We start from the raw sequence: 15,552 nt of genomic DNA, 5'->3' as shown, positions 1-15,552 counted from the left end.
GCACCGGCACCGGCAACGGCAATGGCAACGGCGACGGCGGAACCTTCGGCCCCGGGCGACTCATGCCGAACCAACAGCCAATCCCCGACTCAGGTCACCAGGCCGCCGGGACACCGTGACGCCGTATCACCCGACCGGCTCGCCGACACCGACGCCGTACAGGCGGAGGTGTGTCATACCCGCTCAATCCGGCTACCGGTGGGGCATGGTGACCCTTGCGCCTCAAGTCCGGGCACCGTGGGAGGCACGCGGGCAGGACCTCGCGGGCCAAGGCAACGTCGGCGTTCCAGGAGGCGAATGGCGTGAGCACCGACCTCTCCGGTGAAGCGGTTGAGCGTTTGATGCGTTCGGCGCAGTACTTCTTCCCCGGCACGCAGTCCCCCGACCGGCGGATGCTGTACCGCGAAGGCGGCCGGGCGGCGGAGGAGTTCTACCGCGAGCGGTGGCGCCACGACCGGGAGGTGCGCTCCACGCACGGGGTGAACTGCACCGGGTCGTGCTCGTGGCGGGTGTTCGTGAAGGACGGCCTGATCACCTGGGAGACGCAGGCGACCGACTACCCTTCGGTCGGTCCGGATTCTCCGGAGTACGAGCCGCGCGGCTGCCCGCGTGGCGCCTCCTTCTCCTGGTACACGTACTCGCCCACCCGTATCCGCTACCCGTACGTGCGGGGCCCGCTGCTGCAACTGTGGCGGCAGGCGAAGGAGCGGCACGCGGATCCGGTCGAGGCGTGGGAGTGGCTGACCTCGGACCCTGAGCGCTGCGCTGCCTACAAGCGGGCGCGCGGCAAGGGCGGGTTCGTGCGCTGCGACTGGCGCGAGGTGAGCGAACTGGTGGCGGCGGCTCAGGTGCACACGGTGAAGCGGTACGGCCCGGACCGGATCGTGGGGTTTTCGCCGATCCCGGCGATGTCGCTGACCTCGTACGCGGCCGGGACGCGGTACCTGTCGATGATCGGCGGGACCATCTCCTCGTTCTACGACTGGTACGCCGATCTGCCGATGGCGTCGCCGCAGGTGTTCGGTGACCAGACGGACGTACCGGAGTCCGCCGACTGGTGGAACGCCGGGTACCTGATCGTGTGGGGCACCAACCTGCCCATCACCCGCACCCCGGACGCCCACTTCATGACCGAGGCACGCTATCGCGGGCAGAAGGTCGTGGTGGTCTCGCCGGACTACGGGGATCACACCAAGTTCGCCGACGATTGGCTTGCGGCGGCGCCCGGAACCGACGGTGCGCTGGCGATGGCCATGGGTCATGTGATCCTCAGCGAGTTCTACCGTGACCGTCAGGTGCCGCGTTTCATCGAGTATGCCAAGGCCTACACCGACCTGCCGTTCCTGGTACGGCTGCGCGAGCGTGACGGCGGCGGGTACGTGCCGGAGAAGTTCCTCACCGCCGCGGACCTGCCCGGTGAGGACGGGGAGGCGGCGGAGTTCAAGACGGTGCTGCTGGACGGGCGCTCCGGTGAGCCCGTGGTGCCGAACGGATCACTGGGTTTCCGCTGGACCGAGCCGGACCGGGGCCGATGGAACCTGCGGCTGGACGGGTGCGACCCGCTCCTGACCCTGCACGGGCGAGCGGACGCCGAGGCGGTGGCCGTCGACCTGCCGCGCTTCGACACCGGCCCGCGGGAGTCCGGCGCCGTGCTGCGGCGCGGGGTGCCGGCCGCGCGCGTCGGCGGGCACCTGGTGACCACCGTCTTCGACCTGGTGCTCGCCCAGTACGGGGTGGCCCGCGAGGGCCTGCCGGGCGAGTGGCCGGCCGGTTACGACGATTCGGACAGCCCGTACACACCGGCCTGGCAGGAGTTGATCACTTCGGTGCCGGCGAAGGCCGCGGCCCGGGTGGCGCGGGAGTTCGCGCGCAACGCCGAGCGTACCGGCGGCCGTTCGATGATCGCGATGGGGGCGGGGACCAACCACTGGTTCCACTCCGACCAGATCTACCGCGCGTTCCTGTCCCTGGTGATGCTCACCGGCAGCCAGGGCGTCAACGGCGGCGGCTGGGCGCACTACGTCGGCCAGGAGAAGGTGCGGCCGCTGACCGGCTGGTTCCATCTCGCCTTCGGCCTGGACTGGCAGCGCCCGACCCGGCACATGGTGGGCACGCCACTGTTCTGGCTCGCCACCGGCCAGTGGCGCTACGAGGCATTCTCCGCCGACACGCTGACCAGCCCTCTGGGAGAAGGGCGGCTGGCAGGCCGCACTCTGCCGGACTGCAACGCGCTGGCCGCCCGGCTGGGCTGGATGCCCTCCCACCCCACGTTCAGCCGTAACCCGCTGGACGTGTGCGACGAGGCCGAGCGGGCGGGCAAGGACGTACCGCAGTACGTCGTCGAGGAGTTGAAGGCCGGCCGGCTGCGGTTCGCCGCCGAGGACCCCGACGACCCGGCCAACTTCCCCCGCGTCCTGCTCATCTGGCGGGCGAACCTGTTCGCCTCGTCGATGAAGGGCCACGAGTTCATGCTGCGGCACCTGCTCGGCACCGATGACGCGGTCACCGCGGCGGAGACCCCGCCCGAACTGCGCCCGACGGAGGTCACCTGGCGTGAAGAGGCTCCGGTGGGCAAACTGGATCTGTCCGTGGCGGTCGACTTCCGGATGACCAGCACCTGCCTGTTCTCCGACGTGGTGCTGCCCGCCGCGACCTGGTACGAGAAGTTCGATCTGTCCTCCACCGACATGCATCCCTTCGTGCATGCCTTCAGCCCGGCCATCGCGCCCCCGTGGCAGACCCGTACCGACTTCGACATCTTCCACACCGTCGCAGCCGAGTTCTCCAAGCTCGCCGCCACCCATCTCGGAGTGCGCCGAGACGTGATCGCCGCCCCGCTCGCCCACGACACACGGGACGAGATGGCGCAGCCCCACGGGCGGGTGAGGGACTGGAAGGCCGGCGAGTGCGAGCCGGTTCCGGGCGAGACGATGCCGAAACTGATCGTGGTGGAGCGCGACTACACCGCGGTGGCGGACAAGATGCGCGCGGTCGGACCGCTGCTGGACACCCTTGGCACCTCCACCAAGGGCCTGACCTGGACGCCGGAAGCAGAGATCGACGACCTGCGGCGCCGTAACGGCACCGTACGCGGCGGCATCGCCGACGGGCGGCCCTCGATCGCCCGGGACGACCAGTTCTGCGAGGCGATCCTCGCCCTGTCCGGTACCACCAACGGCCGTCTCGCCGTCGCGTCGCTGCGCGCGCTGGAGGAACGCACCGGCGTGGACCTGGCCGACCTGGCCGAGGAACGCTCCGGGGACCGCATCACCTTCGAGGACACCCGCACCCAGCCCCGCGCGGTGATCACCTCGGCGGAGTGGTCAGGCACCGAGTCCGGCGGACGGCGCTACTCCCCGTTCACCATCAACATCGAACGGCTCAAACCCTGGCACACCCTCACCGGCCGCCAGCACTTCTTCCTCGACCATGACTGGATGGCCGAATTCGGTGAGCAACTCCCCGTCTACCGGCCTCCGTTGAACATGACGGCCCACTTCGGCGACCCGACCCGCTCACCCGACGGCCGTCCGGAGCTCGTGGTGCGCTATCTGACCCCGCACTCGAAGTGGTCCATCCATTCCGAGTACCAGGAGAACCTGCACATGCTCACCCTGTTCCGGGGCGGGCCGGTGATCTGGATGAGTCCGCTGGACGCGGAGAAGATCGGGGTGGCCGACAACGACTGGATCGAGGCGTACAACCGCAACGGCGTGGTCGCCTGCCGCGCGGTCGTCACCCACCGGATGCCCGAGGGCACGGTGTACATGTACCACACCATGGACCGCCACTTGAACGTGCCGAAGACGGAGACCTCCGGCCTGCACGGCGGCGGCGACAACTCCCTCACCCGCCTGCTGATCAAGCCCACCCACCTGATCGGCGGCTACGCCCAGTTCTCCTACGCCTTCAACTACATCGGCCCCACCGGCAACCAACGGGACGAGATCACAGTCATCCGCCGCCGCGGCCAGGAGGTGCAGTTCTGATGTCCCGTGCCGCAGACACCATCGGACGCTGCATGGCGCAAGTCGCCATGGTCATGAATCTCGACAAGTGCATCGGCTGCCACACCTGCTCGGTGACCTGCAAGCAGACGTGGACCAACCGGCCGGGAGCGGAGTACGTCTGGTTCAACAACGTCGAGACGAAGCCCGGCGTCGGCTACCCGCGCCGGTACGAGGACCAGGAGAAGTGGAAGGGCGGCTGGACCCTCAACCGCCGGGGCAAGCTGACGCTCAGGGGCGGCGGCCGACTGCGCAAGCTGGCGACCCTCTTCTACAACCCCGACCTGCCCTCACTCGACGACTTCTACGAGCCATGGACGTACGACTACCGGGGCCTGACCACCGCGCCGCTGTCCGACAGCTTCACCAGTGCGCGTCCCACGTCACAGCTGACCGGCCGGAACATGCAGCCCGCGCACGGCCCCAACTGGGACGACGACCTCGCCGGAGCCGCCGCGTACGCCACCGCCGACCCGAACCTGGTGGGCATGTCGGAGCGGGTCCGGATGGAATTCGAGCAGGCGTTCATGTTCTATCTGCCGCGGATCTGCGAACACTGCCTCAACCCGTCCTGCGTCGCCTCCTGCCCTTCGGGAGCCATGTACAAGCGCGAGGAGGACGGCATCGTCCTGGTCGACCAGGACCGCTGCCGAGGCTGGCGGTTCTGCGTCTCCGGCTGCCCCTACAAGAAGGTCTACTTCAACCACCGCACCGGCAAGGCCGAGAAGTGCACCTTCTGCTACCCGCGCATCGAGGCCGGGCAGCCCACCATCTGCTCCGAGACCTGCGTGGGCCGGCTGCGCCACCTCGGCGTGATGCTCTACGACGCCGACGCCGTCCTGAAGGCCGCCTCGGTCAAGGACGACAAAGACCTGTACGAGGCGCAACTGTCGGTGTTCCTCGACCCCGAGGACCCCGAGGTGCAGGCGGCGGCCGAGCGTGACGGCATCGCCCACGACTGGATCCAGGCCGCCCAGCGCTCCCCGGTGTACGCGCTGATCAAGAAGCACCGGGTGGCACTGCCGCTGCACCCGGAGTACCGCACCATGCCCATGGTCTGGTACGTGCCCCCGCTGTCCCCGGTCACGGACGCGGTGCACGCCACCGGCTACCACGACGACGAACCCGACCGCGTGTTCGCCGCCATCGACTCCCTGCGCATCCCCATGGAGTACCTGGCCAACCTCTTCACCGCCGGGGACACCACCGTGGTGGAAGGGGTGCTGCGCAAACTCACCACCATGCGCGCCCACATGCGCACCCGGCAACTGGGCGATCCGCCGGACCAGGACCTGCTCGACGCGGTCGGCGCGAGCGCCACCGACATCGAGGACCTCTACCGGCTGCTGGCCATCGCCAAGTACGACGACCGCTACGTCATCCCCAAGGTGCACGCCGAGGACTCCGGCGCCCTGATGGCCCAGCACTGCTCCCTCGACCACCCTGGCGGCGTCGGTGACCACGGGGCCCACGACGAGGACCGACTCGGCCCGGTGCCACCGCCCGCCCTGCCCGGACTCACCGCACCCGGCGGCGGCAGCCAGTTCCGCGACAGCGACGGGAAGACACGCTTCAACCTCCTCGGCTGGAACGGCGACAGCCCCGCCCCCGGCCTCTTCGGCACCGGGACGGACGCCTCATGAGCCCGCGCCGCGCGCGACGCCGGGTCCCCGACACCCCAGTGCTGCACCGCATCGCCGCCGTCCTGCTGCGCTACCCGGACGAAGCGATGCTCACCTGCCTCGACGACGTCACCGCAGCCCTTCCCGCCATCCTCACCCCGGCCGACCGGACCCGTCTCACCGCCGCCTGCGACCACCTGCGGCGCCTGCCGCCCACCGAGGCAGCCGAACGGTACGTGGAAACCTTCGACCACACCCGCCGCCGCTCCCTCCACCTGACCTACTACCGGCACGGCGACACCCGCGCCCGAGGCATGGCCCTGCTCACCCTCAAACACACCTACCGCCAGGCCGGCCACGAACCACCCGAGTCGGAGCTGCCCGACTTCCTGCCGCTGATCCTGGAGTTCGCAGCTCTCGCCCCCGAATCCGGCCACCGCGTCCTCCTGCAGTGCCAGGCCGGCCTCGAACTCCTCCGCCAGGGCCTGCACGAACATTCCGAGCCTTACGCCGGCATCCTCGACGCCCTCTGCGGCCGGCTGCCCCAACCGGCCCGCCGCGAGCGCGACGCCTGGCGCCGACTGGCCACCGAGGGACCACCGGACGAACACGTCGGCCTGGAACCCTTCGGCCCACCGGAACAGACCGGCCTGGACCCCCGTGCTGCGTCCGGTGAGCCGGCGTGGCTTCCCTCCCCGACCGTCGTGAGCGCCAAGGAGGGCCGATGAGCTCCTGGGACCTGTGGTGGTGGGTCATCCTGCCCTACCTCGCCCTCGCCACGTTCGTCATCGGCCACATCTGGCGCTGGCGCTACGACCAGTTCGGCTGGACCAGCCGCTCCACCCAACTCCAGGAGCGTCGCCTCCTCAAATGGGGCGGTCCGCTTTTCCACTACGGCACCTTCGCGGCCATCGCGGGCCACGTGCTGGGAATCCTCGTCCCCGAGTCCTTCACCCGCTGGCTCGGCATCCCCGAGGACGTCTACCGCCGGTTCTCCGCCATTGGCGGGACCGTCGCGGCGCTCGCCGTGATCCTCGGCGTGGTGATCCTCGCCTTCCGCCGCACCGCCGTGCCTCGTGTGCGGGCGACCACCAGCCCCGTCGACTGGCTCGCGCTGTCCCTGCTCGCGGTCGTCATCGTGCTCGGCATCATTCCGACCATGGGCGTCAACCTCCTTGGTGCGGGCCACGACTACCGGCAGAGCGTCGCCCTGTGGTTCCGCGGCCTGTTCGCCGGCGATCCCGACGTCGACGCGATCTCCAACGCCCCGTTCATCTACCAGACGCACGCCACCGCCGCCTGGGCCATCCTCGCCGTGTGGCCCTTCACCCGGCTCGTCCACGCCTGGAGCGTTCCGCTGTGGTACCTGTGGCGGCCGTTCGTCCTCTACCGTTCCCGTACTGCGGCCCGCCCCGCCGAACCCGGCACCAGCGGACGCCGCTGGCGCCGCATCGGCGTCCGCTACTGACACGGAGGCGACACCTCACCCCCTGCCTGGTGCACTGGTTCACCGGACCGTGTCTCCCACCTCTTCCCGGGCACACAGGGGGCGTCACGGTCTCCGCCGGGCGTCGCACCACCGTGGCGGGTGCGGGGCCGGGTGAGGTCGCGGCGTGCGGAGCCGTTGCGGCCGCCCTGGGCCCTGCCGTGGATTTTGTGTCCGCCGCCGTCGGGGATGTTGCCGCCCACTTTCCTGATGTCGACAAGAAGTGCGCGAAGCGGGCCGGCCCCCAGCGGCGCAGAAGCCGGAGCTTGATGCTCCGGCGTTCGGTGCGGGCCGGGGTCCGGGCAGGGCTGTGGTGGGTCCGGCTGGAGCGGTCGGTCATGCCGGCCTCGCCGGAGGCCGGTAACGACCGACCCAGCGCCGAGCGGTGGTGGGCGAGGCCTGGAAGCGTTCAGCGGCCCGGCGCAGCGGCCGACCGTCCTCCTCGACCACACAGCGGGCCAGACGCAGGCGGCCGGTCTCGGTCAGGGGGCAATACGCTGGTCCTTCACCCGTTCAAGATCCCTCGGCCGAGATCTGGCTCACCTGTCCACAACCTCTCCGGACACAACACTGCAGCCACTCCGGGAGGCGGGAGGCCGCGCCTGTGTCCCTCGCCGGCGTTCGGCCTTCCGCTGCTTCTCCGCGGCGATCCGTCGCCGGGTGCGCTCCAGGTCCCGCTTCTTGACCTCCTCCAGGAAGCGGAGCAGCGCGAGAGGCGACACCAGGGGCAGCGCTCATGCGTTCGAGTGTGAGAGTGCTGGTCACACGGCCACACCGGGGGGAAGGGGACTCCGACCGGACTCCGACCTCGGGCTGAGCCCGGCACAGCGAGCCGAGCAGGCCCGGGCGTCGACCTCGTCGGTCACGGCTCCTGCTAGCCCGGGGAGCCGACGAGAGCCTCGAAGTCCTGGGGCAGTTGGGACATCACCTGGCGGAACTCGCCATCGCTGACCGCATCCCTCAGGGTGTTCAGCTCCGCACGTACGCCCTCACGGGCCACGTGCGGGCTCACGTCTGCTCGGCTGCTCACCCGATTGATGAACTCTTCGAGTCCGAAGGGCTCCGCCTGCGGAGTGGGAGAGACCAGCGGTTCCTGCAGCGGCTTGGGCAGTTCGGACGCGAGGTCCTCCGCCTCACCCCGGGTGAGCCGCTCGGCCAGGGTTTCCAGGGTGGCACGGGTGAGGCTCTCCGCCTTCTCCGGGGGGACAGGGGCACGCCGGTGGATGGTGTCGATGAAGGTGTTGTAGTCCATGAGCCGTTCCCTTTCCGAAGCTTTGCAGTGCCTGGCGTGGGACCTGAGGCAGCCGCCGAAGGGGTACGTCGTGCGTGGAGGGCTGACGCGCGTCACGTGGTGCGTGCGTCTCGGCAGAAGCCATTTCCATGCTCCGGATGCGTGCCACACCCTGCCTGCTCCTGACGGGCGGAAATGCGGTGGGCTCCATGGGCCTCCGAGCACAAGGCAGACGGTTTCCGCCACGACACAGGGGACACCGTCGGCGGTCAGCCTGATGCGCGTCAGGGCGCTGTGCCGTTGTTCCCTCGGCCGGCAGCGTGGGGAGGCCGGCGTGGCGGTCCTCCCGGGTCCCGGCGACGCTCCCGGGAGCGCGGCGGACCTGCGCGCAGCCCTCGCCGCGGTGGAGCGAGCGTGGGAGCGCGCTGCCGGGAGGTGACGTGACACGCACCCCGCGCGAAGGGCGCGCCACGCCCCAGGGACGGTACGAGAAGGAGGCTCGTCGGTCTCCCATGGCCGGTGACTTCCCGATCGACGCGACGATCTGCGACGGCGACATTGTGACCGTACGCGGCAGGACAGCGCCGACCACAGCGGCAAAGCTGCCGCACTCCTGGAGGACGAGGCCACCGTCGAGGTGCTGCGTCGGCAGGACGGGCGGGTGTGTCCCAGGCTCGTGCCCCGCAACCCGGCCTACACCCGATCCCCGGCGACCATGCGCGGATTCTCGGCAAGGTCGTCGGGCGCACACCCGGTGAAGGCACCACCTGATCATCCCCAGTGTGCTGATCGTTGTGCACCGGTCCCGCCAGCCCGGGCGATCGGAGGGGCACGGTGCACAGCCACGGTCAGGACGAGTTCCTCCGCACCGCCCACAGCGACTACGACGTGGTCCTGTGCCTCAAGGGCGCCGACGTTGTTGCCCTTGAGGCCGTCCGGGACGCTGGCAGTGGGTGGAGCGGTGTGGCGGCCTTGCACGAGTTCAGCGCCGTCCGACGTGCGTGCCGCAGGGTCGGGCAGGAAGGTCGTGCCCGACCCCGTCAGCTTCTGCGGCTCCCTTTCACTCGCCGCCGGTCTGGGCGGCGAGTGCGGGGAGGAGGGCATAGGCGAGCATGGTCAGGGTTATATGCCGATGCCGCCCGGGACAGCGGTGGCGGCGACATCGTCCCTCACCGTCGTCTTGGTATACGACCGCGCTCCGTAGCCGCTGTGCCAGTCTTCGTACGAGGCTTCACTCCCGGAGTGGGATCACGGCAGCGTAGTTGGATTGGGCGCGGGATTGTTCGGTGGCGTTGGTGCGGGCGGTGCTGGAGCCGGACGTGAGTTGGGGGTACGGGCCGGGTTTGGTGTCCGGCGGGTCGAGGCTGTGTTCCGGTTCGTGGGCGGTCGTCCGGGTCTAGTTGTAGTCGTTGTTGGTCTTTCGGCTGCCGGTTTCGAGGCGGATCTGGCGGCCGGGGGGACGGGGGTGAGTGTGTTCTGCGGCTGGCCTGGCGTTGCGACGATCACGGTTTCGGGGGTGCCGCCGGGTGCCGTTTCCGCCAGTTTTACGTTGGTGACGTTGGTGTTCCATGAGGCGACTCCGGCGGCGATGGCGGATTCCCGGCCCGCGGCACGGCTGTGGATCGTAGTGGAGGGTCACCGCCGCCGCTTGGGCAGTGGGCTGTTGGGTGGCGGGGGTGGCGGATGCGGTGCTTGTCGTGGTGAGGGCGTGCGCGGTCGTGGAGGTGCCTGTTTTGATCCTGGTGGCAGGGGGGCGACGTCGGGGCGCGCCCGGTGCCCGCGCGCAGCGTGCCTCCACCGGCCGCCGCTGTCGCGGGCGACGTCGACCTCCACCACCAGCTCCCGCTCCACCATGTTCACGTTCAGCGTCTCGTTGGTCCCCCACCCGGCGGCAGACTCAGTCGTGGCTTCCACGAGCCGGGCCCACAGTTGTCCAAGTCCACAGTGGACGAGGACAAGGAAGTCAACCGTCGGCATGGAACCCGAACGGAAGGCTGCTGGATCGGCCCGGTCACGGCGTGCTGCAGATGAACGGATACACCCCTCGACGGAGAACAACCCACGGGGTGATCTCGCGGGATGACGGGGCAACCGGTCCCGGCCTACGCCCCACCCACCCACACCAGATCATCGTGGGCGGTGTCCCGGCGGGTACGAAGCGTCACCCGCCGGACCCCGCTTCCCCGTTCAGGGCTCCAGGACTGCTGTCGTCCGTGCCCTCAGGTGCGGCGGGCGCGGATCACGATGGCCGTGCCAGCGGCGACGGTGAGCAGCGCGGCACCTCCGAGGAGCGCGGTCCGCCCGTTGGTGCCGGTCTGGGCAAGGCTCGGCCGAGCGTCGCCAGAGGCCTGGAGGATCAGCTTGGTGACGTCGTCCGGGTTGGTCTCCATGACGGCGTGCGGTGCGTTGACCTCGACGGTGGTGGCCTTGGCCCGCTTCGCCATGAAACGCAGATTGTCGGTGCCTATGGTGCGGTCGTCGGTGGCGACGAGATACCAGGACGGGATGGTCTTCCACGCGACGGACTGCGTGGGCTCGTTGCCGGAGGCGGCGGTCGCGGGCCGCTGGGTGGCGGCGAGTACCTGTGAGCGGCTGGCGTCGAGCCGGTTGCTCAGGAAGACGTCAGCGAATTTCTCCGGTTTGAGATACAGGTCCACGTTCGTGGGGTCGCCGCCGAGCGGTACGGCATTCAGGGCGGTCGGCACCGGGGCGTTGGGGTCGTCGGTCACCCGGCTGCCCGGGTACTTGGCAGCGAGCTGGAAGGCCGTCTCGTCTCTGTCGGGCGCGAACCCTGCGATGTAGACGAGGGACTCGACGTTGGGGTTGCCGGCGGCCGCGTTGGTGATCACGGCTCCTCCGTAGGAGTGGCCGACCAGGACGATGGGGCCCTCGATCGCCTTGAGCTGGGCGGCAAGGTAGTCGGCGTCGCCGGAGAGGCTGCGCAGCGGGTTGGCGGTGGCCACCACGGGATAGCCCTGGGTCTGCAGTGCCTGGACGATCCGGTCCCAGCCGGAGGCGTCCGCCCAATAGCCGTGCACCAGTACAACTGTCGGTTTGGCACCTGTGGACGTAGCGCCCGTGGGAGTCGTACCGCCTCCGCTCTCGGACGCCAGGCAGGGACCGGCGGTCATCAGGGCGGCCGCGGGGAGCAGGACGGCCAGGGGGAGGGCCCTCCGGGCGGCTGTGCGTCGTATGTGCTTCATGACCGTTCTTCCTCTGAGGTGAGGGGGAGAGACTCCTGCCCACACTGCATTCGAGTGAAGAACGCGGCACCACGGTATGGCCATGCGAGTGAATAACAGTCACACAAAGTGAAGGAGGGACCTGGCGGCGCTGACTGCGGGCCGCCTTCGCCCGGAAACCGTTCCGCCGTGAGATAGAGGGCACCGGTGCAGTCGGCATGCTCCCAGTGACTCGTCAGCTCTCGCATCCGGCCGTCGTCTCCGGGGAGGAAGCCCAGACCGGCGTCGGGAACACCGCAGACGGCATCGGATCGGCCGGACATGCCTCGAGCGCGGTAGCCCTGTGGCACGCGCAGGTGGCCGTCCTCGCGGAAGAACGCCTCGGCGGCAGGGTACCCACACTGCCTACGCAAGGATCGGACACAGAAGTGCGGCGTGCGACCAAAGAGTCGGCGCGTGCGTGGTCGGGCGGGTAAGCGACGGGGGTTGCGGAGTTGTCAGGCGCAGGTGATCGAGCTCTGTCACGGGGGCGCTGATCCGGCGGCGCGCGAAATCTCGGTTCGTGGGGCGGCGGGCGCAGCTGGCGCTCTTCGCGCAAATTTTGTCGAAGGCTCCGCTCTCGGAGGAGGACCCGACCGAGTTCCTCTTCCATGTACGCGGTGTAGGCGGGGTGGGGAAGTCCACGCTGCTGCGGCAGTGGCAGGAAGCGGCCCGGCGTGCCGATGCGGTGACGGCGGTCGTGGACGAGAACGACGTCAAGAGGTACAGCAGGCCCCGTGGTACAACGGCCAGTGCCTGGGCCCCATACCTACCGTGGCCAGCGCCTGTACCTCTCCGACCGGGACGAAGAGGCCCTTGCCGAGTTCGACCGCCCGCTCACGTACGACACTCGCAACGCACTGACCTGGGCTCGCCGAGGAGAAGCCCGAACCTGACCCCACCGACGCGTGGGCTCTTGGATCTCGCGGGTCAGGCACACTGCCAGGCCGGTAGCTACGAGCAGGCTCTTGCTGACCGGGGTGCCGGCGCGGGGTGCCGGCGTGGCAGCAGCCGCGCCGGGCACCTCCGCCGGGCCGCCCCCCTTCGGCCCGCTGGAGAAGCTTGAGGGTGGTGTCAGAGCGGCTGCGCCGGTGAAGTCGCGACGGGGGCGTCACCCGATGCCGGGGTGCTGCCGGGCTTCCTGCTTCGTGCCCGGATGAAGACGATCACCAGCAGCAGGGCCGCAACGACGATCAGAACGAGCGGCGTCACGTCACTCAGGACGGTCAGGAGCAGACCCGCCGAGGCCGCGGTGTCCCCGAGGTCCACGGAGCTTTCGGACGTGACGGCGAAGGCGAGGGCGGAGACCGGGAGCAGGGAGGTCGGCTCACCGTCGACCGTCGTGGTGGCCACGATCTTCTGGTCGACCTTCTGGTCGATGGCGATGCCGGTCTGTCGGTCGATGTAGGCGACGAGGGTCGAGCGCCCCTGGTAGGTGAGCGGCACCGGGTCGGGCAGCGCCGACAGTGCTTCAGGGGTGAGACGAGCCCGGGCCGTGGAGTCCAGCGTGGGCACCAGGCCGGCGAGGAGCGCCTTCGGCAGGGCGGCAGGGAGCGGCTTCAGCACCGCGGGGTCCTTGACGGGCGCGTCGATCTTGATCTCGTAGACGTTCACCGACCGCCCCTCGCGCTCCGCGGAGCCTGTGTAGCGGACCGGCACGGTCGCACGGGTCGTCGAGTCGTAGTAGTCGTAGGAGTCGTCCCGCGCGGCATCCGGTGGGAAGGCCGAGCTCAACGCTCCGCGCGAAGGTTCCGCGGCCGTCGACGCCGGCGGTGTGGTGCCCTCCCTGCTCTGTCTGTCGACGGCGTAGGTCTTCGAACTGGGCAGGGTCTGCTTCCCGACGTGGACCGTCATCACGTCCTGCAGCACCGCTGTGTCGCCGTGGGTGGATGTGACGCGGACGCGGCGGTCGACGGTGACGGGTATATCGGTTTTCAGGGCGTTCGCGGTGTCCCCGGACTGCAGGGCCCCGGCGTCCAACATGGCAGCCTTGCCGGCGTAGTGCACCGTCTGGTCGGCATCCTCGGGCAGTTTTGTCGCGTTCGGGGCGACGATGAAGCGTAAGACCGCTGCGACGGCCGCCAGGATCACGGCGATGGTGATGAGCACGGTCGATGAACGACGTAGAGACACGCTGTCCTCCCTCTTGCTGACCTGCTGATTCGGCCGGATGTTCCCGGAGCGGGCCGGATCGGCCGGCGGATGCGGGGGCGGCTACGGATGGAACGTCACCCGCTGCACGCGTCCAGTGCCTGCTGAGCCGATCCATGAGCCCGGACGTCTCCCCGAATCCCGTTGCCGCGCAGGCCTGTTGGTATGGTGAAACAGGAAATGAATCTTTGTATCCCCAAGGGGAGCACGGCCGACGCCTGAACACCAGAGACGTGGCGAAAATGAGGGGGATGCTCGAGGGGAGGAGGACAAGCGACGGGTAACGCAAGGGCAGACCCGCGTGGACCCGGGTGATCTGTCGTCAGCGTGCCGGAGACCACGTGGGAAGAGGTGGGCCGTCGAGGTGGGTGGTCCCGGAAGTTTCCTTCGTCGGACGCCTGCAGGACACCGCGTACGAACGGGTTCCACGGCATGAGCGGTAGGTGGCCCTTGGCGGACGCCGACACCGAGGCAGCCCGCGCGAAAGGAACCGACCCTTGTGCGACGTCGCCCGCGACGGCGGTGATCGCTGCGACTGCCGGGACAGCCCTCGCGGTCCGGTGCGCGTGGTCGACGGGACGGGGGATCCGGCCGGTGGGCTGCCCCGGCGAGGTGTCAGGTCACGGTCGCTGGTTCAGGGGGCGTCCACCACCAGGGTGCGGCTGTCGGTGACGACCGTGGCGGCGAGGGCACTCGCGTAGTTGGACTGCACGCGGGATCGTTCGGTGGCGTTGGGGGCGGCGTTGGTGCAGGCGGTGCCGGCGCTGGAGCCGGACATGAGCTGGGAGCAGGGGCCGGGTTTGGTGTCCGGCAGGCCGAGGCTGTGTCCGAGTTCGTGGGCGGCGATCCGGGTCTTGTCGTAACCGTCGTTGACGGCCTGGCTGCCGAGTTCGACGCGGACCTGACGGCCGGGGCGGACGGGGCCGAGCGTGGCCTGCGGCCAGCCGGACGTCGCGACGATCATGATCTCCGCGCCGCCGCCAGGTGCCGCTTCCACCAGCCTCACATTGGTGACGCTGGCGTTCCACGAGGCGACCCCGGCCGCGATGGCGGCTTCCCAGCCCGCGGCACGGCTGTCGTCGTAGCGGAGGGTCACCACCGCCGCTTGGCCAGTGGGCTGTTGGGCGACGGGGGCGGCGGACGCGGTGCCCGCCATGGCGAGGACGAGCGCCGTCGTGGAGGTGCCTGCTTTGATCCATGTGACGAGGGGCATTGCTGCTCCTGTTCCGTGGGGGAGTCCGGGCCCCGACGCGGCCGGGTTGACGAAGGAGCGGCTCGGTGGTCCGGTGGGGCCGGACGCACCGTGGGCCACCCATCCGGGGTCATGTGGTGGTACGTCGAGACACTTGATCGGGCATGTACCTGTCATGAGACTTTCCCGTCATTCCCGGATTCCACGCCATGTTCTCCGTCGGCCAGGGGCGCGCGCTGCTGTCGATCGCCACGGCGGCGCAGCATGTTCGCGGCGGCCAGGACCACCGGCCGTCTGCCGGCCGGCGGCCGCGCACGCCCCCGCGTGGCCGGGCTCGGTTACGTCGGCATGCTCGCGGTTCCTGCCGTGATCGGCTGGCTGACCGCCCGCTGTTCCTGGTGGTCAGTGCGGGTGGTGTTGGTCGCGCCAGTCGCGGGGCGTCATCCCGTATGCCCGCTCGAGCACATTGCTGAAGTGGGTGGCGTCCACGAGCCCCCACCGTCGGCCGATCGCGGCGATGGTCCGTAACCTGCAGTGGAGTCCGGCGAGTTCGCGTCGGCACTGGGCTAGCTAGTAACCTGAGCCGGAGTCGTCCCCGCGCCCGCGGGGGTAGCTCCAGGACGAGGGTGTCGGCAGCGAGAC

8 protein-coding genes and 3 pseudogenes are annotated in these 15,552 nt (G+C 69.7%); 4 read left to right on the top strand and 7 right to left on the bottom strand.

What is annotated here, in order from left to right; translation table 11 throughout:
* Positions 1 to 341 precede the first annotated feature (341 nt).
* Genes AY578_RS00140 through narI form a run of 4 tightly spaced genes read left to right on the top strand, consistent with a single transcriptional unit; the run spans position 342 to position 7,097 of the window.
* Positions 342 to 3,989, top strand: a complete 3,648-nt coding sequence (locus AY578_RS00140; protein WP_136237984.1) for a nitrate reductase subunit alpha — start codon at positions 342 to 344, stop codon at positions 3,987 to 3,989.
* Complete coding sequence (gene narH / locus AY578_RS00135) at positions 3,989 to 5,650, top strand: nitrate reductase subunit beta (RefSeq protein WP_028958942.1); 1,662 nt, start codon at positions 3,989 to 3,991, stop codon at positions 5,648 to 5,650. Before AY578_RS00140 ends, narH begins: the two co-directional genes overlap by 1 nt.
* Complete coding sequence (narJ, locus tag AY578_RS00130) at positions 5,647 to 6,357, top strand: nitrate reductase molybdenum cofactor assembly chaperone (RefSeq protein WP_258901501.1); 711 nt, start codon at positions 5,647 to 5,649, stop codon at positions 6,355 to 6,357. The genes narH and narJ overlap by 4 nt, the downstream gene beginning before the upstream one ends.
* Complete coding sequence (narI, locus tag AY578_RS00125) at positions 6,354 to 7,097, top strand: respiratory nitrate reductase subunit gamma (RefSeq protein WP_019522980.1); 744 nt, start codon at positions 6,354 to 6,356, stop codon at positions 7,095 to 7,097. The genes narJ and narI overlap by 4 nt, the downstream gene beginning before the upstream one ends.
* 235 nt (positions 7,098 to 7,332) lie before the next feature.
* Here the strand turns inward: narI and AY578_RS00120 are convergent.
* The 7 genes and pseudogenes from AY578_RS00120 to AY578_RS00085 all read right to left on the bottom strand — a co-directional run.
* A pseudogene (locus AY578_RS00120) lies at positions 7,333 to 7,601 on the bottom strand (helix-turn-helix domain-containing protein); the annotation flags it as partial.
* Between the two features lie 388 nt (positions 7,602 to 7,989).
* Positions 7,990 to 8,367: a DUF2267 domain-containing protein gene (locus tag AY578_RS00115; RefSeq protein ID WP_019522979.1), complete on the bottom strand. Its 378-nt coding sequence runs from the start codon at positions 8,365 to 8,367 to the stop codon at positions 7,990 to 7,992.
* A 1,210-nt stretch (positions 8,368 to 9,577) separates the two neighbouring features.
* Positions 9,578 to 10,084: pseudogene (locus AY578_RS00110) on the bottom strand (snapalysin family zinc-dependent metalloprotease).
* 481 nt (positions 10,085 to 10,565) lie between these two features.
* Positions 10,566 to 11,549 carry an alpha/beta fold hydrolase gene (locus AY578_RS00105; RefSeq protein ID WP_028958944.1) on the bottom strand — a complete coding sequence of 328 codons (984 nt, stop codon included), beginning with the start codon at positions 11,547 to 11,549 and terminating at the stop codon, positions 10,566 to 10,568.
* 1,092 nt (positions 11,550 to 12,641) lie between these two features.
* A complete protein-coding gene (locus AY578_RS00095; protein ID WP_258901495.1) occupies positions 12,642 to 13,700 on the bottom strand; it encodes a porin PorA family protein in 1,059 nt (352 codons plus the stop codon).
* Between the two features lie 652 nt (positions 13,701 to 14,352).
* Positions 14,353 to 14,931: a snapalysin family zinc-dependent metalloprotease gene (locus AY578_RS00090; protein WP_258901494.1), complete on the bottom strand. Its 579-nt coding sequence runs from the start codon at positions 14,929 to 14,931 to the stop codon at positions 14,353 to 14,355.
* Positions 14,932 to 15,312: 381 nt separating this feature from the next.
* Positions 15,313 to 15,480 (bottom strand): annotated as a pseudogene (locus tag AY578_RS00085) (AraC family transcriptional regulator); the annotation flags it as partial.
* Positions 15,481 to 15,552: the final 72 nt, after the last annotated feature.

It is taken from the genome of Streptomyces thermocarboxydus (assembly GCF_024760485.1).
GTDB classification, from domain to species: domain Bacteria; phylum Actinomycetota; class Actinomycetes; order Streptomycetales; family Streptomycetaceae; genus Streptomyces; species Streptomyces cellulosae.
This window is presented reverse-complemented; position numbering and strand designations above follow the sequence as displayed.